The 22492-nt window shown below is 66.6% G+C and carries 21 protein-coding genes; 11 read left to right on the top strand and 10 right to left on the bottom strand.

The window, feature by feature from the left end; all coding sequences use genetic code 11:
* Positions 1-63 precede the first annotated feature (63 nt).
* Positions 64-522, top strand: a complete 459-nt coding sequence (locus tag R1H25_RS05235) for a hypothetical protein (protein ID WP_088479483.1) — start codon at positions 64-66, stop codon at positions 520-522.
* A gap of 171 nt (positions 523-693) precedes the next feature.
* Here R1H25_RS05235 and R1H25_RS05230 read toward each other — a convergent pair whose 3' ends face one another.
* From R1H25_RS05230 to R1H25_RS05215, 4 genes are all read right to left on the bottom strand, one after another.
* The gene (locus R1H25_RS05230; protein ID WP_317222945.1) at positions 694-2493 is read right to left on the bottom strand and encodes a DUF885 domain-containing protein; all 1800 of its coding nucleotides are present in this window, start codon (positions 2491-2493) and stop codon (positions 694-696) included.
* Between the two features lie 237 nt (positions 2494-2730).
* Positions 2731-3246 carry a cytochrome c oxidase assembly factor Coa1 family protein gene (locus R1H25_RS05225; protein ID WP_317222944.1) on the bottom strand — a complete coding sequence of 172 codons (516 nt, stop codon included), beginning with the start codon at positions 3244-3246 and terminating at the stop codon, positions 2731-2733.
* Positions 3247-3270: 24 nt separating this feature from the next.
* Positions 3271-5496: a S9 family peptidase gene (locus R1H25_RS05220; RefSeq protein ID WP_317222943.1), complete on the bottom strand. Its 2226-nt coding sequence runs from the start codon at positions 5494-5496 to the stop codon at positions 3271-3273.
* 150 nt (positions 5497-5646) lie between these two features.
* Positions 5647-6336, bottom strand: coding sequence for a glutathione binding-like protein (locus R1H25_RS05215; RefSeq protein WP_317222942.1), 690 nt, complete (start codon positions 6334-6336; stop codon positions 5647-5649).
* A 112-nt stretch (positions 6337-6448) separates the two neighbouring features.
* Here R1H25_RS05215 and R1H25_RS05210 point away from each other — a divergent pair, with 112 nt between their 5' ends.
* Positions 6449-7069, top strand: a complete 621-nt coding sequence (locus tag R1H25_RS05210; protein WP_012481561.1) for a TIGR00645 family protein — start codon at positions 6449-6451, stop codon at positions 7067-7069.
* A gap of 202 nt (positions 7070-7271) precedes the next feature.
* The gene (locus tag R1H25_RS05205; protein WP_049445093.1) at positions 7272-8276 is read left to right on the top strand and encodes an energy transducer TonB; all 1005 of its coding nucleotides are present in this window, start codon (positions 7272-7274) and stop codon (positions 8274-8276) included.
* 82 nt (positions 8277-8358) lie between these two features.
* On the opposite strand, the gene R1H25_RS05200 is transcribed toward R1H25_RS05205, so the two are convergent.
* On the bottom strand, positions 8359-8613 hold the full coding sequence (locus R1H25_RS05200) for a hypothetical protein (RefSeq protein WP_049445097.1): 255 nt from the start codon (positions 8611-8613) through the stop codon (positions 8359-8361).
* Between the two features lie 76 nt (positions 8614-8689).
* Here R1H25_RS05200 and R1H25_RS05195 point away from each other — a divergent pair, with 76 nt between their 5' ends.
* Together R1H25_RS05195 and R1H25_RS05190 are read left to right on the top strand one after the other, a co-directional pair.
* Positions 8690-9487: a helix-turn-helix transcriptional regulator gene (locus R1H25_RS05195; RefSeq protein ID WP_317223018.1), complete on the top strand. Its 798-nt coding sequence runs from the start codon at positions 8690-8692 to the stop codon at positions 9485-9487.
* 100 nt (positions 9488-9587) lie between these two features.
* Positions 9588-10298, top strand: coding sequence for a transposase (locus R1H25_RS05190; RefSeq protein ID WP_164159044.1), 711 nt, complete (start codon positions 9588-9590; stop codon positions 10296-10298).
* A 25-nt stretch (positions 10299-10323) separates the two neighbouring features.
* Here the strand turns inward: R1H25_RS05190 and R1H25_RS05185 are convergent, their stop codons facing one another.
* From R1H25_RS05185 to R1H25_RS05170, 4 genes are all read right to left on the bottom strand, one after another.
* A complete protein-coding gene (locus R1H25_RS05185; protein ID WP_317222941.1) occupies positions 10324-11508 on the bottom strand; it encodes an ABC transporter permease in 1185 nt (394 codons plus the stop codon).
* The gene (locus tag R1H25_RS05180) at positions 11505-12251 is read right to left on the bottom strand and encodes an ATP-binding cassette domain-containing protein (RefSeq protein WP_049445108.1); all 747 of its coding nucleotides are present in this window, start codon (positions 12249-12251) and stop codon (positions 11505-11507) included. The genes R1H25_RS05185 and R1H25_RS05180 overlap by 4 nt, the downstream gene beginning before the upstream one ends.
* On the bottom strand, positions 12248-13774 hold the full coding sequence (locus tag R1H25_RS05175; protein WP_317222940.1) for an alpha/beta fold hydrolase: 1527 nt from the start codon (positions 13772-13774) through the stop codon (positions 12248-12250). Before R1H25_RS05175 ends, R1H25_RS05180 begins: the two co-directional genes overlap by 4 nt.
* Before the next feature lie 68 nt (positions 13775-13842).
* Positions 13843-15045: a GGDEF domain-containing protein gene (locus tag R1H25_RS05170; RefSeq protein WP_317222939.1), complete on the bottom strand. Its 1203-nt coding sequence runs from the start codon at positions 15043-15045 to the stop codon at positions 13843-13845.
* 153 nt (positions 15046-15198) lie between these two features.
* On the opposite strand from R1H25_RS05170, the gene R1H25_RS05165 reads away from it, so the two are divergent.
* From R1H25_RS05165 to R1H25_RS05155, 3 genes are all read left to right on the top strand, one after another.
* Positions 15199-15684: a DUF1203 domain-containing protein gene (locus R1H25_RS05165; RefSeq protein ID WP_049445117.1), complete on the top strand. Its 486-nt coding sequence runs from the start codon at positions 15199-15201 to the stop codon at positions 15682-15684.
* Positions 15685-15916: 232 nt separating this feature from the next.
* Positions 15917-17089, top strand: coding sequence for a lytic polysaccharide monooxygenase (locus R1H25_RS05160; protein ID WP_088479476.1), 1173 nt, complete (start codon positions 15917-15919; stop codon positions 17087-17089).
* 160 nt (positions 17090-17249) lie between these two features.
* A complete protein-coding gene (locus tag R1H25_RS05155; RefSeq protein ID WP_317222938.1) occupies positions 17250-18419 on the top strand; it encodes a lytic polysaccharide monooxygenase in 1170 nt (389 codons plus the stop codon).
* 75 nt (positions 18420-18494) lie between these two features.
* On the opposite strand, the gene R1H25_RS05150 is transcribed toward R1H25_RS05155, so the two are convergent.
* The gene (locus R1H25_RS05150; protein WP_080354817.1) at positions 18495-19244 is read right to left on the bottom strand and encodes a ferredoxin--NADP reductase; all 750 of its coding nucleotides are present in this window, start codon (positions 19242-19244) and stop codon (positions 18495-18497) included.
* Between the two features lie 84 nt (positions 19245-19328).
* On the opposite strand from R1H25_RS05150, the gene R1H25_RS05145 reads away from it, so the two are divergent.
* From R1H25_RS05145 to R1H25_RS05135, 3 genes are all read left to right on the top strand, one after another.
* Entirely contained in the window at positions 19329-20297 is a 969-nt protein-coding gene (locus R1H25_RS05145; protein WP_005411567.1) for an ABC transporter ATP-binding protein, read from the top strand.
* Positions 20294-21085 (top strand): ABC transporter permease, encoded by a 792-nt coding sequence (locus R1H25_RS05140; RefSeq protein ID WP_010482250.1) that lies wholly within the window; start codon positions 20294-20296, stop codon positions 21083-21085. The genes R1H25_RS05145 and R1H25_RS05140 overlap by 4 nt, the downstream gene beginning before the upstream one ends.
* A 349-nt stretch (positions 21086-21434) precedes the next feature.
* Positions 21435-22202, top strand: coding sequence for a hypothetical protein (locus tag R1H25_RS05135; RefSeq protein ID WP_317222937.1), 768 nt, complete (start codon positions 21435-21437; stop codon positions 22200-22202).
* Positions 22203-22492: the final 290 nt, after the last annotated feature.

Here is a 22492-nt window from a genome sequence, read left to right as displayed (position 1 = left end):
GGTGTTGGCGCCGATTCAGAGTGGCCCGCCGATGATCGCAACCAGTCCTACAGGGGTCGTGCCATGAACATCCGTTGGGCCGCGTTGGCGGCCATCCTGCTGGTCGCCGCTGGCTGTGCCAGCACCTCCAAGGTGATGCTGGGCCGCGCCCGCGCACCGATCGATCCGGCGCTGGTGCAGATCTACTCGACCCCGCCGGCGGGGTCCCAGGAAATTGCCCAGCTGGAATCGGCGTCCGCCGTCGGCTTCGGCACCCAGGGCCAGACCGATGCCGCCGTGGCACGCCTGAAGCGGGAGGCCGCCGCGCTCGGCGCCAATGGCGTGGTGTTGATGGGCGTGGGCAGCAGTGGCTCGCCGGTGGGCATGTCGGTCGGCGCCGGTTCGTTTGGCTCGCACGTCGGTGGCGGCGTCGGCATTGGTATTCCGACCACGCAGAAGCGCGCCGCCGGCGTCGCGATCTGGGTGCCGAATCCGGCACCGCCGGCGCGGTTGCCGACACAGGTGATCACCCCGCAGCGGTGACGCAGCAGCGTCAAAGCGGGTAGTGCCGGCCGCTGGCCGGCACATCCCTGCAACAGCCAACACATCGCTCTGGTGGGTGCCAACCTTGGTTGGCACGAACCCACAGCGCCGACCAAGGTCGGCATCTACCAACACCGGTTGCCGGCCAGCGGCCGGCACTACCGGAGATGCTCAGCGCTTGTACTTCGGCACGAACACCTTGTTCACCGCGTCGGCCAGCTGGTCCGGCGGCAGCAGGCCCTGGTCGAGCAGGAAGTTGTTGAAGGCCAGGCGGTCGAACTTCGCACCCAGCGCCAGCTCGGTCTGCATGCGCAGTTCGAGGATGCGGGTGTAACCATAGAAGTAGCTCCCAGCCTGGCCCGGCATGCGCACCATGTAGCGGTCCAGTTCCTGGGTGGCCATCGCCTTGGACAGGCCGACCTGCTCCATCAGCACGCGCTCGCCGTTGGCGCGGTCGGTCAGGCCGAGGTTGAGCATCGGGTCCAGCATCGCGCGCGCGGCCCGCAGCAGGCGGAACTGCAGGGCGATCATCTGACCGTCCAGCGGTTCGTACGGCACCATCTCGGCCTCGGCATACAGCGCCCAGCCTTCCACGTTCACCGAATTGAACGCGAACATGGTGCGTGCCAGCGAGATGCCACGCTCGACCATGGCGGTGAACTGCAGCTCGTGGCCGGGGCGGCCTTCATGCGCGCTGAGCGTCCACGCCGCCGCACCGAAGTTGAAATCGTCGTACTGTGCGCCCGGACCCGCCGCCGGGTTGCCCAGCGGCAGCACGAAGGTGCCCTGCTGCCCGGTGTTGTTGACCAGCGGCGCCGGCAGGAAATGCGGAGCCGGGCTGGCCGCGCTCTCGGCAGCCGAACCCAGGCGCATCTGCATGGCGCGCTTGGGCACGTCGACGATGGCGTGCTCGCGGATCAGCGGGTCGATCGCATCGATCACCTTGCGGTAGTGGCCTTCCAGATGATCGTCGGCAATCTTGTCGGCCTTCAGTGCGCGGATCACCGCAACCGGGTCGCTCGGGTCCGCCACCTTCAGGCCCTTGTCCTTCACCACCAGCGGTGCCAGCTGCTGCATCGCCGAGCGGGTTTCCATGAATTCCAGCTGCGCGCGCTGCATCAACAGCTTCGGATCGATGTCGATGCCGACCTGCTTGAGCTGGTAGGCGTACAGCGGCGCCGGCAGGCGTGCGTCGGTGCGCGCCTTCGGCAGCACGCTGGTGCGCGTCCAGTTGGCGTAGTCCTTCATCTGCCCGGCCAGTGCCTTCATCGCCTCATCGGCGCCGGCGATCTGGTACTTCTTCAGCAGCGACTCGATGCCGGTGATGTAGGTCTCGACGTTGTCCAGCGACTGCTGCACTTCGATCTTCGTCGGCTGCAGCAGGCTGCTGTCCTTCAGGCGTTCTTCGTAGCGCTGGCGGGCCAGCGTGGTGAAGGCGGTGCCGCCCTGCTGCAGGCCCGCATAGGCCTTGAGGCGGTCAAGCGCCTTGGCCCGGCGCTCGGCCGGCACCTGGTCGGACAGCAGCAGGTTGAGGCCGCTGAACACGGTCTGCGGCGCATCGCTCCACGGCAGCAGGTACTTCTCGTTGAGCTCGCTGCCTTCGATGTTCTGGCTGGCGGCGTGAATCATGATCTCAAGGTCCTGGCGGACATTGGGATCCTTCTCGGTGGCCAGCTTCGCCTTCAGTTCGTCGCGGGCCTTGGCCATCGCAGCGCGGTAGCGCTTGCCGTTGTCCGGACCGAGGTCAGCCACCTTGTCGTCGTAGCCGGGCACGCCGAAGAAGCCGGTCTCTTCCGGCTGGAACGGCCCCTGCGCATCCAGCAGGATCTGCGCCAGCGCATTGCTGCGGGCGACCCAGGCCGGGCTGGCCGGTGTGGCAGCCTTCGCAGCCGGCGCGGCCAGGGCCGGCGGGGCGGACAGCAGCGGGGCGGCAGTCAGGGCCAAGGCAACGGCGAGCGCAATCGGCTTCATGGGACACTCCAGCAAAGGGTTGCCCGCACCCTACGCGCTCACGGCGATGGCGACAATCGGCGGGAAGTCATGGCGGGCTGGTTGTGCAGCCGGGGCTCCGCGGAAGCCTGCCGGCGTAGAGTCGACTGTCAGTCGACTATCGCGCGCAGCGCGGGGGTTTCGCTATCTGATCGAAGAGCAGTCGACTGACAGTCGAATCTACCCGGTCGACGTCCCGCAGTCGCCTGCCCGTGGAGGTCACAACGCGGCGGTCAGCGGGCATTCGCCGCGTTCGCGGCAGGCCTGCAGCTCGCACTCCTGCGCGGCTTCATCATCATCCAGCGCCGTCAGGTCGAAGGTCTGCTTGTTCTCGCCCAGCACGTACATCACCGGGTAATCCCAAACGTCGTCACTGCGGGTGCCCTTCACGAACAGCCGACCGTGCGCGTGCGGACCCTCCAGGGCCACGGTCAGGCCGACATCGCGCTGGCCGTTGATCGCGGTCTCCATGCTGCCCAGTGGCATCGATTCAATATGCAGCGGCTCGCCGAAGGCTTCCACCAGTTCGATGCTGCAGCCCGCGCGACGCAGCGCTTCGCGCATCGGCGGGCTCTCGCGTGCCGCCTCGCTCCAGCGCAACACGCTCCAGGTCACCACGCCACCTGCACCGCCCAGCACCAGCACCACCGTCAACGGCATCGCCCAGCGCCAATGACGGCACCACCAACCGGTGGAGGCCTGTCCAGGGGTGGGAATCGGTGGTGGCAGGGTCATGGCGGGCTCCTTCCCGGCGGGTGATCAGGGTTTCAGGCAACGTCCCAGGAAGGCTTCGGCCACGCGGTAGCGATGCAGCGCATCGGCACCGGACAGGCCGTGCTTGGCACCCGGATAGGTCATCAGTTCGAACGGCTGTGCACGCTTCTGCAGCGCACTCATCAGGCTGGTCGAGTTGGTGAACAGCACGTTGTCATCGGCCATGCCGTGGATCAGCAGCAGCGGCGAGCGCAGGCCGTCGATATGGGTCAGCACGCGCGCTTCTCGGTAACCCGCTTCATTGCGCGCCGGCAGATCCATGTAGCGTTCGGTGTAGTGGCTGTCGTACAGGCCCCAGTCGGTGACCGGCGCACCGGCCACGCCACAGGCGTACTGGTTCGAGGCCTTGGCCAGCAGCATCAGGGTCATGTAGCCACCGTTGGACCAGCCCTGCACACCGATGCGCGCCGGGTCCACCCAAGGTTGCTGCTTCAGCCAGGTCACGCCGCGCAGCTGGTCGGTCACTTCCACCGTGCCCTGCTTGCCGTACAACGCGCCACCGAAGTCGCGGCCACGTCGCGGGGTGCCACGGTTGTCCAGCGAGAACACCACGTAGCCCTGCTGGGCCAGGTACTGGTTGAACAGGTGGTCGCCACGGCCAGGCCAGCTGTCGGTGACAGTCTGGCTGGCCGGGCCACCATAGACGTACACCGCCACCGGGTAGCGCTTGGACGGATCGAAGCCGGCCGGCTTGATCAGGCTGTAGTTCAGCAGGGTCTTGCCGTCGGCAGCCATCAACGTGCCGAACTCCACCGGGCGCTGCGCATCGCGGTAGCGCGCATAGGGGTGCTTGGGATCGGCCAGGTCGTTCTCGAGCAGGGTGGCGATCTTCTCGCCATTGGCGCGGAACAGTTCGATCTGCGGCGGCGTGGTGCTGTTGGACCAGCTGTCGACGTAGACGCTGGCGTTGCGGGCGAAGCTGGCGCTGTGCATGCCCGGCGCCTTCGACAGGCGCTGCGGCTCACCGCCCTGCAGCGATACCGCGTAGATCTGGCTTTCGCGCGAGGTCTCGATGCCGGCGCGGAAGTAGGCCTTGCCGGCCTTTTCATCGACCGCCAGCAGCTCGTCCACCGGCCAGTTGCCATGGGTCAACGCGGTGGTCTTGCCCTTGCTGTCGATGCGGTACAGGTGCTGGAAGCCGGTGCGCTCGGATGACCACAGCACGCTGCCGTCTTCAAGGAAGCGCAGGCTGTTGTGCAGCGGCACCCAGGTCGGGCTGGTCTCGTGGGCGAGCACGCGCTGGCGGTTGGAATCGAGCGCCACTTCCACCAGGTCCAGCTGCCTCTGGTCGCGCGACTGGCGCTGGAAGCTCAGGTGCTGCGCATCGCGCCAATCGACGCGGGCCAGATAGATGTCCTGTTCCTTGCCGAGGTCGACCCAACGCGGCTGCGCATCGACGGCCGGTGCGATCACGCCCAGCTGCACGCGCACGTTGGCATCGCCGGCGGCCGGGTAACGCTGTTCGATCACGTCGGTGCGGTCGGCATAGACCTCGTAGCGCTTCTGCACCGGTACCGGGGATTCGTCGATGCGGGCAAAGGCAATCGCCGAATCGTCCGGCGCCCACCAGTAACCGGTGTGGCGATCCATTTCCTCGTCGGCGACGAACTCGGCCACGCCGTTGCCGATGGTGGTGCTGCCGTCGCGGGTCAGCTGCAGCTGCTTGCCACTGGCCAGGTCGATCACCCACAGGTTGCGGCCGCGGATGAAGCTGACGAAGCCGCCCTTGGGCGACAGCTTGGCGTCGGTGGCGAAGCCTTCACCGTGGGTCAGCTGGCGTACTGCGGCCTGGCCCTGCTGTTTGAGGTCGTACAGGTACAGCTCGCCGCCCAACGGGAACAGCAGGCGCTGCGCGTCCGGCGACCACTGGTAATCGACGATGCCGGTCATCGCGGCGATGCGCTGGCGTTCGCGGCGTGCCTTTTCCTCATCGCTGAGGGTCTCGGTGCCGGGCAGCACTACCTTGGAATCGACCAGCAGGCGGGTCTGACCGCTGCCGATGTCGTAGGTCCACAGGTCCAGCTGGTTGCGGTCACTGTCCTTGCCGCGCAGGAAACTGACCTGCGAACCGTCCGGCGCCACCTTCGGCTTCATCAGGGTCGGGCCGGACAACGGCAGCGGGCCGGTGATGGCTTCCAGGGTCAGCTTTTCAGCGTGGGCGGCGGTTGTGGTGGCGAGCATGAGGGCGAGCGAAGCGAACAGGTGGCGCATGGAGGATCCCGGCAAACGGCAGGTCCACCCCGGCTCGGGGCACGGGGTGGTCGTTCCCCATCCTAACCAAGCCCGTGCAGGAAGGCAGCATGACCTTCTGCCCATACGCGGTGCCGACCGACGGTCGGCACCCATCTTCAGCTGCCCGGGTCAACGCTGGCCGAACAGGTGCCTGCGCTCTTCGTCGCTGAGCGGCTTGCCGGCGTTCGGGTTCACCTGCTGGCGCAGGGCATAGGCGCGCTGGGTGGCCGGGCGCGCGGCAATCATCTCGTGCCAGCGCTTGAGGTTCGGGAAGGAAGCGAAGTCCACCGGCAGCTTGTCGTAGGCGCCGACCCACGGGTAGCTGGCCATGTCGGCGATGGTGTATTCGTCACCGGCCAGGAAGGCATGCTGGGCCAGACGCTTGTCCATCACGCCGTGCAGCCGGCGCACTTCGTTGTCGTAGCGCTCGATGGCATACGGGATCTTCTCCGGCGCGTAGACGTTGAAGTGGCCCATCTGGCCGCTCATGGGACCCAGACCGGCCATCTGCCAGAACAGCCATTCCAGGGTGGTGACGCGGCCGCGCGGGTCGCTGGGCAGGAACTGGCCGGTCTTTTCGGCCAGGTACAGCAGGATCGCACCGGACTCGAACACGCTCTGCGGGGCGCCGCCATCGGCCGGGGCATGATCGACGATGGCCGGCATCTTGTTGTTGGGCGAGATGGCGAGGAATTCCGGCTTGAACTGGTCGCCCGAGCCGATGTTGACCGGGTGGATGCGGTAGTCCAGGCCGGCTTCTTCCAGCAGCAGGGTCACTTTGTGGCCGTTCGGGGTGGGCCAGTAATACAGGTCGATCATGGCGTCGGCTCGAGGTGCGGAAAGGAACCTGAAGTCTAGTGCGTGAGTTGGGTTGGCACCGTCATGGCGGGCCGGTAACCTCGCCTCTCCCCCGCAACGCAGCATCCCTCGCATGAGTGCAAACCGCCCGCCGCTCTCCCCCTTGTCCACGCTGATCTTCGCCTCGCGCTGGCTGCAGCTGCCGCTGTACCTGGGCCTGATCGTGGCGCAGTGCGTCTATGTGTTCCTGTTCGGCAAGGAACTGTGGCACCTGATCTCGCATTCGGTGTCGATGGGCGAGCAGCAGATCATGCTGATCGTGCTGGGCCTGATCGACGTGGTGATGATCTCCAACCTGCTGGTGATGGTGATCGTCGGTGGCTACGAAACCTTCGTCTCGCGCCTGCGCCTGGAAGGCCACCCGGACCAGCCGGAATGGCTGAGCCACGTCAACGCCAGCGTGCTGAAGGTGAAGCTGGCGATGGCGATCATCGGCATCTCCTCGATCCACCTGCTGAAGACCTTCATCGCCAGCGGTGCGCTGGGCGGTATTCCGCTGTGCACGCCGGAGCAGATGAGCGTGGCCGCGGCCAACATCGGTGTCGCTCGCTGCTCGATGCTGACCCAGGACGGCGTGCTGTGGCAGACCATCATCCACTGCGTGTTCATCCTGTCGGCGATCGGCATTGCGTGGACCGACAAGCTGATGTCCAACAGCCACAGCAGGTCGCACGACAAGGCGCACGACCACTGAGGCCGGTGCCACCAGCGGCTTGACCGCCGCTGCCCCGTCCCGGCCCCTGCCCCTTGTACGCGGCGGTGGCCGGGATGCTAGATTGCACCCTCGCCGTTGCCGGCGGTGGCGTCGGGAAACGTCACCCTGCCGTGCCCGGACCGCAGGTCCCGGCCATGCATATCAATGATTTACGTCACGTCGTCTTCTAGAGGGGAGCAGGATGTCGCACGTCTCAACGATCACCGCCGCGCGCCGGTGGCTGCCGGTTGCCCTGGCACTGGCACTGGCCGCCTGCTCGGGCAAGGAAGAAACCGCAGCACCGGCCCCGGCCGCCGCACCCACCGCCGCTGCACCGGCCGCACCGGTGGTCGCCGCCAAGGTGCAGTCGATGGGCACCGAGCAGCTGCGTGAGTCGGCCAGCCAGGCCCTGCGCGAGAACCGCATGTACGCGCCGGCCGGCGACAACGCCATCGAGTACTACCTCGCCCTGCGCGACAAGACCCCGGACGACGCCTCGGTGAAGAGCGCGCTGACCGACCTGCTGCCCTACACCCTGATCGCCGCCGAACAGCACCTGGGCCGCGAGGACTACACCGAAGCGCAGCGCCTGGTGGCACTGATCGAGAAGGTGGATGCCTCCGCGCCGGCGCTGCCGCGCCTGAAGGATGGCCTGGCCAAGGGCGTGCAGAACGCGGCCAAGCGCACCGAAGCCGAAGCCGAGAAGGCGAAGAAGGACGCCGAGGACCGCAGCAAGCAGCAGACCGAGCAGCAGCGCCTGACCGAGCAGCGCGCCAAGGAAGCCGACGCCGCCAAGCAGATTGCCGCGCAGCAGGATGCCGCGCGCCGCGACAACGAGCGCCAGGAGGCCGAGCGCCAGGCCGCCGCCCGTCGTGAGGCCGAGCAGAAGCAGCAGCAGGCCGCCGCGCAGCAGGCCAGCGCCGCACGCCAGGCCGCCGCACCCGCAGCGCCCACCCTGCGCCCGGTCAGCACACCGGCGCCGCGCTATCCGGGCGAAGCCCTGCGTTCGGGAACCTCCGGCGAAGTACTGGTGGAGATCACCGTCGGCACTGACGGCTCGGTGGTGAACGCTCGCGTGCTGCGCGCGACGCCGGGACGCGTGTTCGACCGTGAAGCTCTGAACGCGGTCAAGCGCTGGCGCTTCGAGCCGGTCAGCGCGCCGGTGACCACCCGCCGTACGCTGGTGTTCGCGCCGGGCAACAACTGAACGAAAAAGGGGACGGAGGGGATTAAGTCGTTTCTGCCCCTGCAATGACGCCAAGGCCCGGCATGTCCGGGCCTTGTCCGTTTCAGGCCGCTCCATCGATCAGTCGTTGCAGTGCCGGATCGCGCGCCGTCAGTACCTGGAACAGGCCCAGCGCGTGCAGGCCCGGCAGCAGCGCACGCAGGTCGGCTTCGGCAGTGGCACGCGTGGCGGGATCGCTGGCCGGATCCTGCCAGTCACGAACGCTGGCGAGGAAAGCACCCACACTGCCCTTGCGCACGGTGAGGCCGTTCACCTGCACGTCGTTCTGATGGTCGGGAAGAATGTCCTGTGGCTGCATGGGGAAGCGCTCCGTTAAGTGGGCTCCAGTGTCGGGGCACGGACGCGACGCTTCTGCCGTATAACTGCCAATGGATATGGCAGATCAGACAACTCCTCCATTGCTCGACCCCGCGTTGGCCGATGCCGCCGACGGGCCGGTGGTGCTGGCGGCCCGGCTGCACCAGCTCGGCAAGCGTCGCACCGCCCGCCACCGGCATGCCCGTGGGCAGCTGCTGGGTGCGCATCAGGGGCTGCTGCGGATCGCCGCCGACGACCGGCACTGGCTGCTGCCCGCAGGTCACGTCGCCTGGATACCGCCATTGCTACCCCACGCATTGCTGGGCGCGGACGGGTTCGATGGCTGGAGCCTGTACTTCAACGCCGAGGCCTGCCTGGGTCTGCCCACCACACCGCGCATTTTCCAGCCCGATGCACTGCTGCAGGCGGCAACAACACGTGCGCTGCGGTGGCCCCACCCGCCCCTGGATGCTGCGCAGGCACGACTGGCCGGTGTGATCGCCGATGAGATTGCCGCCAGCACGCCCCTGCCGCTTGCCCTGCCACAACCGCGTGACCGGCGACTGCAGAAGATCGCTTCGGTGCTGGTGCGTTGGCCGGACGACCTGCGCGGTGTCGAGGCGTGGGCGGCCACCAGCGGGCTGTCCAGCCGCAGTCTCGCCCGCCGTTGGCAGGCCGAAACAGGCATGACCTTGAGCCAGTGGCGGCAACGCCTACGCGTACTGCTGGCACTGCCACGCCTGCTGGCGGGCGAGCCGGTGATCAGCGTCGCCCTGTCGATGGGCTACGAGACGCCCAGTTCCTTCATCAACGTGTTCAAGCGTGAGATGGGGGTGACGCCTGCGCGCTACGGAAAAGGGGACGGAGGGGATTAAGTCGCTTCTGCCCTACCCCACACCTTCTCGCGGCATCACCTGATGTCCACCGCAGCCACGTTGGCGGCAGGCTGGTGGTTCCTTGAATCCCTGAACTCCCATGCCTCGACAAGCACGCCTGATGTTGGCCGGCCAGCCGTACCACGTGACCCAGCGCGGTGTGAACAAGGGGGCGATCTTCGTTGACGATATCGACCGCCAGCTGTTTCTGCACCTGTTGCACAGTGCGTTTCTGAAGCATCAGGTCGCGCTACATGCCTACGTATTGATGGGCAATCACGTCCATCTGTTGGCCACACCTTCCACGGGTGTGGGCCTAGCCAATGCGATGCGGATGCAGGGCAACAACTACGTCCAGGCCTTCAATCAGCGACATGGGCGCAGCGGACCGCTCTGGCAGGGCCGCTTCCATTCTTCAATGGTGGACAGCGACGCCTATCTGCTCAGCGTCTATCGCTACATCGAACTCAATCCGGTTCGTGCAGGGATGACAGCCGGCCCGGAAGATCACCCATGGTCGAGCGTGCACGGAAACCTGCAGCGACGGCACGATCCGATGCTGACAGAGCACCCTGCATTTCAGGCACTGGCCGCGAGCAAGCGACAGCGGACGACGCTCTATGGGCAGTTCCTGCGGGATCTAGATGCGTCCGCTGACCTGCAGGCAATCCGCGCTCACAGTGCTGCGCAGCATCCATTGGGAAGTACAGCGTACCTGCGGATGGTGGAGCAGACACTTGGACGACCTGCGATGCTGCGCAAGCGGGGGCGCCCGCGCAAAGAGGGGACGGGAGGGCTGGAAACGACTTAATCCCCTCCGTCCCCTTTTTTGCATGTCAGCCGGAGATGGCCAGACGCTCGTTGTGGTAGCGGCGCACGGCGGCGAACCACAGCACGGCGGCCAGGCCGAGGCTGGCGCCGAGGTAGATGGCCCAGACCGCCGGTGTGATGGTCTCGTGGCGGATCACCTTCAGCAGCATCTGGTTCTGCGACAGGAACGGCACGGCGTACTGCCACAGCTGGCTCTTCACCGGGTAGGCAATCAGCGCATAGCCGGGCAGCATCGGCAGCAGCATCAACCAGGTCATGTGGCTCTGCGCTTCCTTCATGCTCTTGGCGGCTGCGGCCAGGAAGGTCAGCAGCGAGGTGCCGATCAGCAGCATCGGCAGCATCACCAGCAGCATCTGCACCATCGCCATGATGTTCATGTTGAGCTGGCGGCCGATGTTGCCGGGGGCGATCTGCGCGCTCACCTTGAACGCGGCCAGGGTCAACAGCAGCGACGCAAAGCCGACCATGCAGGCGGCGGCGATCTTGCCGCTGACAATGGCGCTGCGCGACCCGGGCGTGGCCAGCAGCGGCTCCAGCGACTGCCGCTCACGCTCGCCGGCGGTGGTGTCCATCACCAAGTAGGCACCACCGAGGAACGAGGTGAGGGTCAGCAGGATCGGCAACAACGCCGACAGCATCAGGCCACGCTTGGCTTCGGCACTGGCCATGTCCTGGCTGGCCACGTCCAGTGGCCGTGCGACCTGGGCGTCGATGCCCCGCGCCATCAGCCGCAGCGCCCCCACCTGCCCGTTGTATGTGGCCAACGCCGCCTGCAGGCGCGCAGTGGGCACCTCGGCGGCGCGTCGTGTGCTGTCACTGATCACCTCCACCAGCGCCGGCTTGCCATCGGCCCAGTCCCTGCCGAAGTCCGGGCTGATGCGCAGCGCCACGTCGATGTCCTGCGAACGGATGGCCTCGGCCAGGTCCTTCGGCGCAGCAGCGGCATGCAGGCCCTGGGCAGCCAGGAAGCGCACCAGGTTCGGCGCATGTTCGGCGCCGATGGTGGGAATCTGCAGCGGCTGCTCGATCTGCGTGCGCACGCGGCTTTCGGACAGCTTGCCCATGCCCAGGATCAGCAGCGGGTACAGCAGCGGCCCGAACAGCAGGGTCAGCGCCAGCGTACGGCGGTCGCGCGACAGGTCACGCAGCTCCTTGCGCATCACCGTCATCAGGGTCGACATCATGCTCATGCGTGCAGGCCCTCTTCGCTGCCGATCAGTTTCACGAACGCATCCTCCAGGTTGGATTCGCCGGACTGCGTGCGCAGTTCATCGGCGCTGCCGGCGGCCATCACCGTGCCTTTGGCGATGATCACGATGTGATCGCACAGCGCGGCCACCTCCTGCATGATGTGGCTGGACAGGATCACGCAGCGGCCCTCTTCGCGCAGACCCAGCAGGAAGCGGCGCAGTGCGCGCGTGGTCATCACGTCCAGGCCGTTGGTCGGTTCATCGAGAATGACGTTGCGCGGGTCGTGCACCAGCGCGCGGGCAATCGCGGTCTTGGTGCGCTGGCCCTGCGAGAAGCCATCGGTCTGGCGGTCGAGGATGTCACCCATGTCCAGCGCGTGCGACAGCACCTCGATGCGCTCTCGGATGCGCTCGGCCGAAAGTCCATGCAGTTCGCCGAAGTAAGCGATGTTCTCGCGCGCGGTCAGGCGCTTGTAGACGCCACGCGCATCGGGCAGCACGCCGAGATGGCGACGCACTTCCACCGGATTGCGCGCAGCGTCCACACCATCGACGCTGATGCTGCCCTGGTCGGGCGTCATCAGCGTGTACAGCATGCGCATGGTGGTGGTCTTGCCGGCGCCATTGGGCCCCAGCAGACCGGTGATGCGACCATCCTCGGCGCGGAAGCCAACGTTGGCGACCGCCTGGATGCGGCCCGTGCGGGTGTCGAAGGCCTTGTGCAGGTTGTCGGCGACGATCATGGTTCCCATCCGTTGAACGAGGTGAACGCCGGCACGTAGCTCAGCGTGTCCAGGCAGCCGGCATCCAGCGCCTTGGCATCGGTCGTGTCGATGAACTGGCCGAGCAGGCGCGGCATGCAACCGGCGGTCAGTGTGCCGTGGCCCTGGCCGCGGGCGACCAGCGCGCGTCCATTGGGCAGGCCCTTGAGGACCTGCTCGGCATAGCGCGGCGGGGTCACCGGGTCCAGTTCACCAGACAACAGCAGCGCCGGTACGTCACTGCGCAGCGGCACGGCATTGGCTGCCGGTGCCGGCCGGTGCGGCCATGCCGGGCAGGCGGCAAAGAAGGAACTTGCCACGTCGTTGCCGAACAGGCGCCCGGGGTCCTCGGCCGGCGCCTGGTAGCGCGGCGCATCTTCGCTGCAGATCACCGACCAATGCATGCCACGGTTGATCTGGAAATCCATGCTGCGGTTCGCACCGCGCGCCAGCGAGGCGAGCGGGGCGTAGCGGCCGTGCGCGGCTTCATCAAGAACCAGCGGCAGCAATGAGGCGTATTGGGGTACATAGGAAAACGCAAAAGCCAGGCCCACAACGCTGTCCGGTGTCAGCACATCCTTCCGGGTGTCGTAGGTGCCGGGATCGCGATACTCGACCGGAACCGGTGCACGGCGCAGGGTCTCGACCACGCTGCGCAGCTGCGCACGGGTATCGGTCGGGAAGCGCTTGCTGCAGGCAGCGTCCTTGCGGCACTGCGCCGACTGCAGGGCGATCGCATCTTCGAACGTCCTGGCGAAATCGCCGCCCACCACCAGCTCATTCGGCACCACGCCATCGATGACGATGCTGCGGGTGTGCTGTGGATAGGTACCCGCATAGCGCTGGGCCACGCGGGTACCGTAGGACGCACCGATCAGATTGACCCGGTCCACGCCCAAGGCCTGGCGGACCGCGTCCAGGTCGGCAATGGCTTCGGTGGTGGTGTAGAAACGTGCGTCCGCACGTCCCTGCAGGGAAGCCGCGCATCGCTGGGCATAGTCGCGCAGCAAGGCCTCGGAGGGCGCCGCGTCCTCGTCCATCGGCAGTTCCTTTCCGTCCGCGCCGAGGCAGCTGAGCGGGTTGGAGCCGCCGGTGCCGCGCTGGTCGACCAGGAAGATGTCCCGCTGCTTGCGCACCTGGCGCAGCGCGGTATCGACAATGACGGCCACTTCGCTGGCGGCCTGGCCGGGGCCACCGGCCAGGAAGAACACCGGGTCGGGCTGGCTGGAGCCGCTGCTGCCCGACTCCAGCCAGGCGATGCGCAGGCCGATGCGCCGGCCAGCGGGCTGGGCCCGGTCCTCCAGCACCTGCAGGGTGGCGCACTGCGCTTCCACGTTGGCACTGGCACCTACCGTGGACAGCGTGCAGGGCTGGAAGTCGATCGTGCCGAAACGGCGGCTGGGTGCATCGCTGGCGCCTTCGGCGCCGGGTGACGGTGACTGGCTGCAACCGGCAAGCATCAGGCTGGCCAACACTGCGGCCAACGCGAGGTGGTGTCTTTGCATCGTGCTCGTTTCCCCTGGAGGACGTTCCTGGCAACCACGACGGGCTGCCGCGGAAGATGTGACTCAACTTACACGGGCACGGCGTCGTCGGCGATGGGCAGACGCGAAATCTCCGCCGGCGTAGCGCAGGCCAGGCGATCGCGGCCCGCGGCCTTGGCCCGGTACAGCGCCGCGTCCGCCGCTGCCAGCAGCGTGGACAGCTCGCCCTGGCCGTCGTCCATCGCCAGGCCGATGCTGGCAGTGAACGTCACCGGCCCGGTGGCCAGCCGCGCCGGCTTCTGCTGCAGGGCGGTACGGATCGTCGCAGCCCGCGCCATCGCTTCAGCCTGCGTGCTTCCGGCCAGAACCAGCACGAACTCCTCGCCACCATAGCGGCCCAGCAACGTGTCACGGCCCTGCAAACCGTGCTGCAGCAACGCAGCGAAGTGGCGCAGTACCTCGTCCCCGGCCAGATGGCCCCAGCGGTCGTTGATCTGCTTGAAGTGATCGACGTCGATCAGCAGCAGGGCCAGTGGCCGGCCCTGCCGGCGCAGCCGCTGCAACTGCACCTGGCCATCGGCCAGCACCGCGCTGCGGTTGAGCAGCCCGGTCAGGCCGTCTGTGCGCGCCGCACGCCGCAGATCGACCAGCATGCGTTCGACCAGCAGCAGCACCATCGCAAAGCATCGCGCCAGTTCCAGCATCACACCGGCAATGTAGGTGACGAACATCGGCGTGCCGGTGCGCATGATGTCCTCACCGGCATCGGGTGCCACCGGCAGGAACAGGCGCACCGCGTACAGGGCCGCCTCGGCCAGAAACACCACCGCCGCCAGACGGCAGCTGGTGCGCTGCTGCACGGGGGCATGCCGCAGCAGCAGCCACGCGATCCAGCCATCAACCAGCAGCGTGAACACACTGAACACCTGCAGGCGCACGCCCAGGTCCGGCCACAGCACCAGGAAGGCGAAGATGCAGGCCATGAACACGGCTGCCATCAGCAACGGCCGCCACAGCGGCAGCGGTTGTTCCAGATGCAGCGCCACGCCACGCAGCATCAGCAGCGCGCAGCCGGCCATCGCCGCATTCCCGGCCAGTATGGCCGGCGCCAACGGCAGGTAGGGTCGCAGCGCCAGCAGGGTCACGCCCAGGGTCAGCAGCCACAGGCTTGCGGTCCACAGGCGCAGCACCGGTTGCCCGCGCAACACCACCAGCAACAACGAGAACCCCACGGCAATGCCGATGCAGAGCAGGAAGCCAAGCACGGTGAGGGTGCGGAAATCCAGGGACATGCGACGCTCATCGGCTGGGGCGGCGCGCGCATCTTAGCGCCTTGTGCTGCGGTCCCGGTGGCGCTGCCTGGCCCGATGCAGATGCGGGGTCCGAAAACGGCGAGCACGGCGCCGGCGCATGCGCAGAATCCTCGGAAAACCAAGGAGACGCCCATGCATGCGTGGTACCTCGGTGGCATCGACCACCGCCCGTTCCTGCACCTGTTCGAGAAGAGCGACACCGCGCTGGCCGCGCTGGGCATCCAGCGTCGCTGGGCCGGCGAAACAGGAGGACACCCCTGCCGGGTCAGCCTGAGCGATCCACCCAGTGGCAGCGAGCTGCTGCTGTTGTCCCATGTGCACCTGCCCCTGCACTCGCCCTATCACGCCTCGGGCCCGATCTTCGTACAGCGTGGCGTGACCCGTTGCGTGCTGCCGCCAGGCGAGGTGCCCCCGTATGTGCAGCGCCGGATGATCTCGTTGCGCGCCTATGACCAGGCTGCATTGATGCTGGCCGCCGAGATCAGTGCAGGCACGGATGTCGGCGCTCGGCTGGACGCGCTGTTTGCCGACCCTGCCGTGGCCTTCGTGCAGCTGCACAACGCGGCCCACGGCTGCTTCTCATGCCAGGCGGATCGCGTCGGCATGGCGCCGACATAGCCGGATCTCCACGACGTGATCGTTGCCACGCCGAACACGTGATCGCCAGCGCATCCGTTCAGTCCCACGTGAAGCCCGCGGGAAGGGCTTCACACCCACAGTCACGGATCAGCATTTCCATGGTTCCGCACCCGGCATCGCAATTCGATACTCGCCATGGTGCCGCCGAAAGTCCGCCGCGCAGCGCAACTCTGCGGTCACCGCTCTCTTTCGACGACCACAAGGAAGCGCCATGTCATTCCAATCCACACCGCTGCTGCTGGCTACTTCATTGGCCGCCGCTGGCCTGTTGCTGGCCGGCGATGCTTTTGCCCACGGCACCATGACCACGCCGGTCAGCCGCGTCTATGCCTGTTTCCAGGGCAATCCCGAGAACCCGACGAACCCGGCCTGTGCAGCCGCCAAGGCTGTCGGCGGATCGCAGGCTTTCTACGACTGGAACGGCATCAACCAGGCCAACGCCAACGGCAACCATCAGGCCGTGGTGCCCGACGGCAAGCTGTGCAGCGGCAACAACCCGACCTTCCGCGGCCTGGACGTGAACCGCAGTGACTGGCAGACCACGCCGATCCAGGCCGATGCCAATGGCAAGTTCACCTTCGTGTTCAAGGCGACCGCGCCGCACGCCACGCGCGACTGGCGCTTCTTCGTCACCCGCGACGGCTGGCAACCAGGCAGCCCGTTGCGTTGGGCCGACCTGCAGGAGTTCTGCACGCTGGGCAATACACCGCTCTCTGCCGATGGCACCTACAAGCTGCAGTGCACGCTGCCGCAGCGCACCGGCCAGCATGTGATCTACAACACCTGGCAGCGCTCGGATTCGACCGAAGCGTTCTACACCTGCATGGACGTACGCTTTGAAGGCGGCGGCGGTGGTACGACGCCGGCACCGCAATGGCAGGATGCCGGCCCGGTCACCGCCCGCGGTGAATTGCCGGTGGGTACGACGCTGGCACTGCGCGTGTTCAATGCCAACGGCAACGATGTCGAACGTGTGGAAGCGACGCTGGCCAGCGGCCAGACCTCGGCCGCGCAGTGGCCCTTGGCGCTGGCGCGCAAGGTCAATGCCAGTGCCCAGCATGCGCGCGTGGGCGTGCTTGCCAATGGCGTGATCACGCCGTCGGCGTCGGCCACCGACAATCGCGTGTACCTGAAGGACGGCAACCGCTTCCAGCTCGACACCAAGGTGCCGGACCCGGGTACGCCATCGCCGGGCGGTGATTTCGACCACGTGTACCCGACGGGCATCGGCAGCTATGTGCCGGGCCAGACCGTGGTGAAGAGCAGCGACGGCAAGCTGTATGCCTGCCGCCCGTTCCCGGAAGGTGCGTGGTGCAACGTCAATGCCGAGGCGTACCGCCCGGGTGTGGGTGCGGCGTGGCGCGATGCGTGGGTGCCGTATTGAGATGCCATGCCGGGAACGGCGGAAGAACGCCGTTCCCGGCACAGTGTGAGTTTCATCTCAGCAAGGCAAACGCACTTTCCCCTTTCAAACTATTCCTATGGCGATAGGGGGGGCACGTTCCGAAACTCCGAGGGGTTCCATCACCCTCAGGAGATTCTCCATGCATTTGTCCCGGCGAGCCGTCCTCGCACTCTCCGTTGTCGCAGGCGTAGCCGTTTCTGGCGGTGCTTTCGCACACGGCACTCTGTCCAAGCCGTCCAGCCGCGTCTATGCCTGTTACCAGGGCAACCCCGAGAACCCGACCAATCCGGCGTGTGCCGCCGCCAAGGCCATCGGTGGCGCACAGCCGTTCTATGACTGGGCCGGCGTCAACCAGGCCAACGCCAACGGCAACCATCAAGCGGTGGTTCCAGATGGCGAGCTGTGCAGCGGCGGCAACAGCAAGTACCGCGGCCTCGATCTGAACCGCAGTGACTGGCCGACCTCGCCGATCCGCGCCGATTCGCGCGGGCGCTACACCTTCGAGTTCAAGGCGCCGGCCCCGCATGCCACCCGCGAGTGGAAGTTCTACGTCACCCGAGACGGTTGGCAGCCGGGCAGCCCGCTGCGCTGGGCCGACCTGCAGGAATTCTGCACGCTGGGCAACGTGCCGGTCTCCGGCGACGTCTACAAGCTGGATTGCCCGCTGCCCAAGCGCAGTGGCCAGCACGTGATCTACAACACCTGGCAGCGCTCGGATTCCGGTGAGGCGTTCTACACCTGCGCGGACGTGCGCTTCGAAGGCGGTGGTGGCATCGAACCGCCGCCGCAGTGGCAGGATGCCGGCCCGGTCACCGCCCGCGGTGCATTGGAAGAAGGCACCACCCTGACGCTGCGCGTGTTCAACGCCCAGGGCAATGATCTGGAGCGCCCGGAGATCACCCTGGCCGCAGGTCAGACCGCTGCGAACCAGTGGCCGCTGGCGCTGGCCCGCAAGGTCAACGCCAGTGCACAGCAGGCGCGCGTGGGCGTGATGAAGAACGGCGTGATCACACCGGTCGCCTCGGCCACCGAGAACCGCGTCTACCTGAAGCCGGGCAACCTGTTCCAGATCGATACCCGCGTGCCGGGCCCGGTCGATCCGGTCGATCCGCCGCCGGGTGACGACTACGACTTCGTGTATCCCGCCGGCCTCGGCAGCTACAAGCCGGGCGAAACCGTGGTCAAGGGCACCGACGGCAAGCTCTACGCCTGCCGGCCGTTCCCGGAAGGTGCGTGGTGCAACATCAACGCCGATGCCTATCGCCCGGGCACCGGCTTTGCCTGGCGTGATGCCTGGATCGCGTACTGAGGCAGGGCACCGGGGGCGGCGTGGCGCCGCCTCCGGTTCTTGGAGTTGCCGGCCAGCGGCCGGCACTACCCGGGCCTACTTGCTGCTGACGTACTTCTCGCGGCGGATCTGCGGGTTGCCCAGGCCGGCAGCCTTCAGCAGGTCGGCACAGGCATCGACCATGTCCGGGTTGCCGCACAGGTAGGCGATGTCGGTGGCCGGGTCCGGCGTGAAGCCGGCCAGTGCCTGCTGCACGTAGCCGTGCTGCACGTCCGGGTGCGGATCAGCCGGCAACTCGCGCGACAGGCACGGAACATAGCGGAAGTTCGGGTGCTTTTCGGCGAAGCTGTAGAAATCTTCGCTGTACAGCAGCTCGCCCGGGCTGCGCGCGCCCTGCAGCAGCACGATCTGCACACCGCGTTCGGCCATGGCCTTTTCCAGCAGCGGCAGCATCGAGCGGTACGGGGTAACGCCGGTGCCGGTGGCGATCAGCAGGTAACGGGCGTTGTGGTCGCCAGGGTTCAGGCAGAACCGGCCATAGGGGCCGGACGCACTGATCTGGCCGCCCTGCTCCAGTGCCTCGAACAGGGCCGTGGCGGCGCCGCCGGGCACGAAACTGACGGCGATATCCACCGCCTCGCCTGGGCCCAGCGCGTGGTCGTGGATGGTCGCCAGCGAGTAGCTGCGCTTGGTTTCGGTGCCGTCTGCGTAGCTGAAATGGACCTGGATGAACTGGCCGGGCTGGAAATCCAGCGGCTGTCCATCATCACGCACGAACTGGTAGTGGCCGACGGTCGGGGCCAGCATGCGGCAGCCGACCAGCTTGAGGGGGAATTGAACAGGCACGACTTTTCGGGACAGTGTGTAGCCGGGGCAAGCCCTCGGGGTCTTCTATAATAGCCCCTCCCCGCCCCTCTCCAGCGCCAGCCCATGGGCGCGAAGGCTTCGAGCTTGGCATCCCAGAACGATACGGCGCCCGCCCTGCGCGTGCGCGACCTGCGCAAGACCTACGACAACGGCACCCAGGCCCTGAAGGGGGTTTCCCTGGAAGTGGCCCCGGGCGACTTCTTCGCCCTGCTCGGCCCCAACGGCGCCGGCAAGTCGACCCTGATCGGCATCATCAGCTCCCTGGTCAACCTCAGCGAGGGCCAGGTGGAAGTGTTCGGCAGCGACCTGGTGCGCAACCGCAGCGCCACCATGCGCCTGATCGGGCTGGTGCCTCAGGAAATCAACTTCAACCTGTTCGAGAAGCCCTTCGACATCCTGGTGAACTACGCCGGCTTCTATGGCGTACCGCGCGAGGAAGCCGAGCAGCGCGCCGAAGAGGAACTGAAACGCGCGCACCTGTGGGAAAAAGCACAGGTGATGAGCCGCACGCTGTCCGGCGGCATGAAGCGCCGGCTGATGATCGCCCGCGCGATGATGACACGCCCGCGCCTGCTGATCCTGGACGAGCCGACCGCCGGCGTGGACATCGAAATCCGCCGCGACATGTGGCGCGTGCTGAAGGAGATCAATGCCGCAGGCACCACGATCATCCTTACCACGCACTACCTGGAAGAAGCCGAGTACCTGTGCCGTCACCTGGCGATCATCAACCATGGCCAGATCGTCGAGCAGGGGCCGATGCGCACCCTGCTGGCCAAGCTGGACGTGGAGGGCTTCCTGCTGGACATCGACGGTGACCTGCCGGCACAGCTGCCGGTGATCGAAGGTGCGACGCTGACCGCGCCGGACCCGCACACGCTGGACATCGACATGCCGCGCGCAATGGACCTCAACCGCGTGTTCGCCACGCTCAACGAGGCCGGTATCCGCGTGCGTTCGATGCGTACCAAGAGCAACCGCCTGGAGGAGCTGTTCGTGCGCCTCACCGGCAACCTGGAGAAGCCTGCATGAGCACCACCGAGCTGACCGACGGCCAGCGCAACCGCGTCGCACTGATGACCATCGTGCGCCGCGAAGTCGCCCGCATCATGCGCATCTGGGGCCAGACCCTGGTGCCGCCAGCGATCACCATGACCCTGTACTTCCTGATCTTCGGTAACCTGATCGGGTCGCGCGTGGGTGACATGGGCGGCTACACCTACATGCAGTTCATCGTGCCGGGCCTGGTGATGATGAGCGTGATCCAGAACAGCTACGGCAACATCAGTTCCTCGTTCTTTGGCGCCAAGTTCGGCCGTCACGTGGAAGAACTGCTGGTCAGTCCGATGCCGAACTGGGTGATCCTGTGGGGCTACGTGGCCGGCGCCGTGCTGCGCGGCCTGATGGTGGGCGTGATCGTGCTGATCATCGCGATGTTCTTCACCCCGGTGCGCATCCCGCACCCGCTGGTGATGCTGACGACGGTGATCCTGGGCGCGACGATCTTCTCGCTGGCCGGCTTCATCAACGCGGTGTATGCGAAGAAGTTCGACGACGTGGCGATCGTGCCGACCTTCATCCTGACCCCGCTGACCTACCTGGGTGGCGTGTTCTATTCGGTGAAGCTGCTGCCGGGCTGGGCCGAAGCGGCCACGCATGCGAATCCGATCTTCTACATGGTCAATGCGTTCCGCTATGGCCTGCTGGGCAGCAGTGACGTACCGCTGCCGGTGGCCTACGGCCTGATGATCGGATTCGTGGTGGTGCTGACGGCGCTGGCGCTGTGGCTGCTGCGTCGCGGCGTGGGCATGCGCAGCTGAGGGTGGCCTGCAGGGCCTGCAGCCCTGCACCCGCCGAATCAACGTCAACGTCAACTTCAACGGCAAAAGCTGACTATCCGCGGGATGGCGGGGTGGGTCCGGTTGCGGGGGCCACTGCAAGTACGTCCATGTAAGCTCGGTCGCCGCATCCATGCGGCTCACGCCCCCGCAACCGGACCCACCCCGCCTTCGACGAATTCCTGCGATCTTCCGGGATGTCATTCTGCGCTGCTGTTGGTAGGTGTCGACCTTGGTCGACACGGTAGATCCACGCCATGCGTGGATGGAGCATTCACGGTAAGGCCGATGCTCGGCTCTTTTCGTTCGGGATTGCGGCTAGGCTGTGGTCATGAAGATCACTTCCATTCCGTTGGACAAGGCCGTGTCGGATGGCCCCGTCGATGCATTCAGCCATGTCCTGCTGAGCGATTCGCCCACGCTGGATGAGGTGCTGGATTGCCTGGCCTCGCTGCACGTGGCCGATCCCCGCCATCGCTACCTGTGCACGCTCGATGATGCCGGCCAGTGCCGCTACACCAGCATGCACGCGTCAGACGACGCGCGCATCGCGCTGTACGAGGAAGAAGACCCGGAAACCCCCGAAGATGCATTGGCCGCACGCGAGCGGTTGCTGGCGCATGTGGTCGCGCAGCTCGAGCATTCCTCTCATCGGCTGGAATGGAGCGCGCTGGCGGGCACGCTGATGTGCAGCAACGAGGACATCGAGGCGCTGGTCGCCGCCAATGCAACGCCGGACCTCATCGTCGACGAGGTGGTCTGCGTGCAGCAGGTGCCGGTGGACCGCGATGACCTGCTGATTGCCGCCCTGCCCAATGGGTACTTCAGCGCGGACTGGGACATCTTCCAGAACCATGCCCTGATACGGCATCTGCAGGAGCGCCACGACTACCGCCTGTTCGGACTTGGCGCATCGTGGCTGGGCTTCCAGCGCGACAGCGCGCCGTCGCCTGCACAGGCAAATGCGTTGGTCGCTGACCTGCAGCGCGTCTACGCTGCCGGAACACACGACACCTGGTCACAATTGGCTGCAACGCTGGCCACCCGCACCACACTGCTATTGGGCTATACCGAAGGCTTCAGCGAACAACTGACCTGAGCACCGCTCTGCACGAGCGAGCGCAGCGAGCGACCCGCTTCTGCTCCTGATCTGTTTTCCGTGGTGGCCGCACCCGGAAACTGTCAGGAGTCGTGTGCGATGGGCTCGCGGGGGTATCCGCGCCATGGATGGCGCGGCTAAGCCCCAGGGGTGAGGGCGCTTTGCTTGCGAAGCATTGCTTCGCAAGCGCCCGAACGCACAGCCGCCAGCGGCTGGGCCGGACCGCGGAGCGGGGTTCACGGCGTCCCCCGCGAACCCATCTCACACGACCCAGCTCATGAAACCAACTG

The organism is Stenotrophomonas veracruzanensis, from assembly GCF_032911525.1.
Classification (GTDB): Bacteria; Pseudomonadota; Gammaproteobacteria; order Xanthomonadales; family Xanthomonadaceae; genus Stenotrophomonas; species Stenotrophomonas africana.
This window is presented reverse-complemented; position numbering and strand designations above follow the sequence as displayed.

Coding starts and splice junctions, on each gene's coding strand:
- R1H25_RS05180 (WP_049445108.1), bottom strand. CDS start 12,251: ATGATCGTCGCCGACAACCTGCACAAGGCCTTCGACACCCGCACGGGC.
- R1H25_RS05195 (WP_317223018.1), top strand. CDS start 8,690: ATGGCAGATCAGACAACTCCTCCATTGCTCGACCCCGCGTTGGCCGAT.
- R1H25_RS05160 (WP_088479476.1), top strand. CDS start 15,917: ATGTCATTCCAATCCACACCGCTGCTGCTGGCTACTTCATTGGCCGCC.
- R1H25_RS05185 (WP_317222941.1), bottom strand. CDS start 11,508: ATGAGCATGATGTCGACCCTGATGACGGTGATGCGCAAGGAGCTGCGT.
- R1H25_RS05210 (WP_012481561.1), top strand. CDS start 6,449: ATGAGTGCAAACCGCCCGCCGCTCTCCCCCTTGTCCACGCTGATCTTC.
- R1H25_RS05220 (WP_317222943.1), bottom strand. CDS start 5,496: ATGCGCCACCTGTTCGCTTCGCTCGCCCTCATGCTCGCCACCACAACC.
- R1H25_RS05155 (WP_317222938.1), top strand. CDS start 17,250: ATGCATTTGTCCCGGCGAGCCGTCCTCGCACTCTCCGTTGTCGCAGGC.
- R1H25_RS05140 (WP_010482250.1), top strand. CDS start 20,294: ATGAGCACCACCGAGCTGACCGACGGCCAGCGCAACCGCGTCGCACTG.
- R1H25_RS05135 (WP_317222937.1), top strand. CDS start 21,435: ATGAAGATCACTTCCATTCCGTTGGACAAGGCCGTGTCGGATGGCCCC.
- R1H25_RS05170 (WP_317222939.1), bottom strand. CDS start 15,045: ATGTCCCTGGATTTCCGCACCCTCACCGTGCTTGGCTTCCTGCTCTGC.
- R1H25_RS05175 (WP_317222940.1), bottom strand. CDS start 13,774: ATGCAAAGACACCACCTCGCGTTGGCCGCAGTGTTGGCCAGCCTGATG.
- R1H25_RS05205 (WP_049445093.1), top strand. CDS start 7,272: ATGTCGCACGTCTCAACGATCACCGCCGCGCGCCGGTGGCTGCCGGTT.
- R1H25_RS05145 (WP_005411567.1), top strand. CDS start 19,329: ATGGGCGCGAAGGCTTCGAGCTTGGCATCCCAGAACGATACGGCGCCC.
- R1H25_RS05190 (WP_164159044.1), top strand. CDS start 9,588: ATGCCTCGACAAGCACGCCTGATGTTGGCCGGCCAGCCGTACCACGTG.
- R1H25_RS05215 (WP_317222942.1), bottom strand. CDS start 6,336: ATGATCGACCTGTATTACTGGCCCACCCCGAACGGCCACAAAGTGACC.
- R1H25_RS05200 (WP_049445097.1), bottom strand. CDS start 8,613: ATGCAGCCACAGGACATTCTTCCCGACCATCAGAACGACGTGCAGGTG.
- R1H25_RS05225 (WP_317222944.1), bottom strand. CDS start 3,246: ATGACCCTGCCACCACCGATTCCCACCCCTGGACAGGCCTCCACCGGT.
- R1H25_RS05235 (WP_088479483.1), top strand. CDS start 64: ATGAACATCCGTTGGGCCGCGTTGGCGGCCATCCTGCTGGTCGCCGCT.
- R1H25_RS05165 (WP_049445117.1), top strand. CDS start 15,199: ATGCATGCGTGGTACCTCGGTGGCATCGACCACCGCCCGTTCCTGCAC.
- R1H25_RS05230 (WP_317222945.1), bottom strand. CDS start 2,493: ATGAAGCCGATTGCGCTCGCCGTTGCCTTGGCCCTGACTGCCGCCCCG.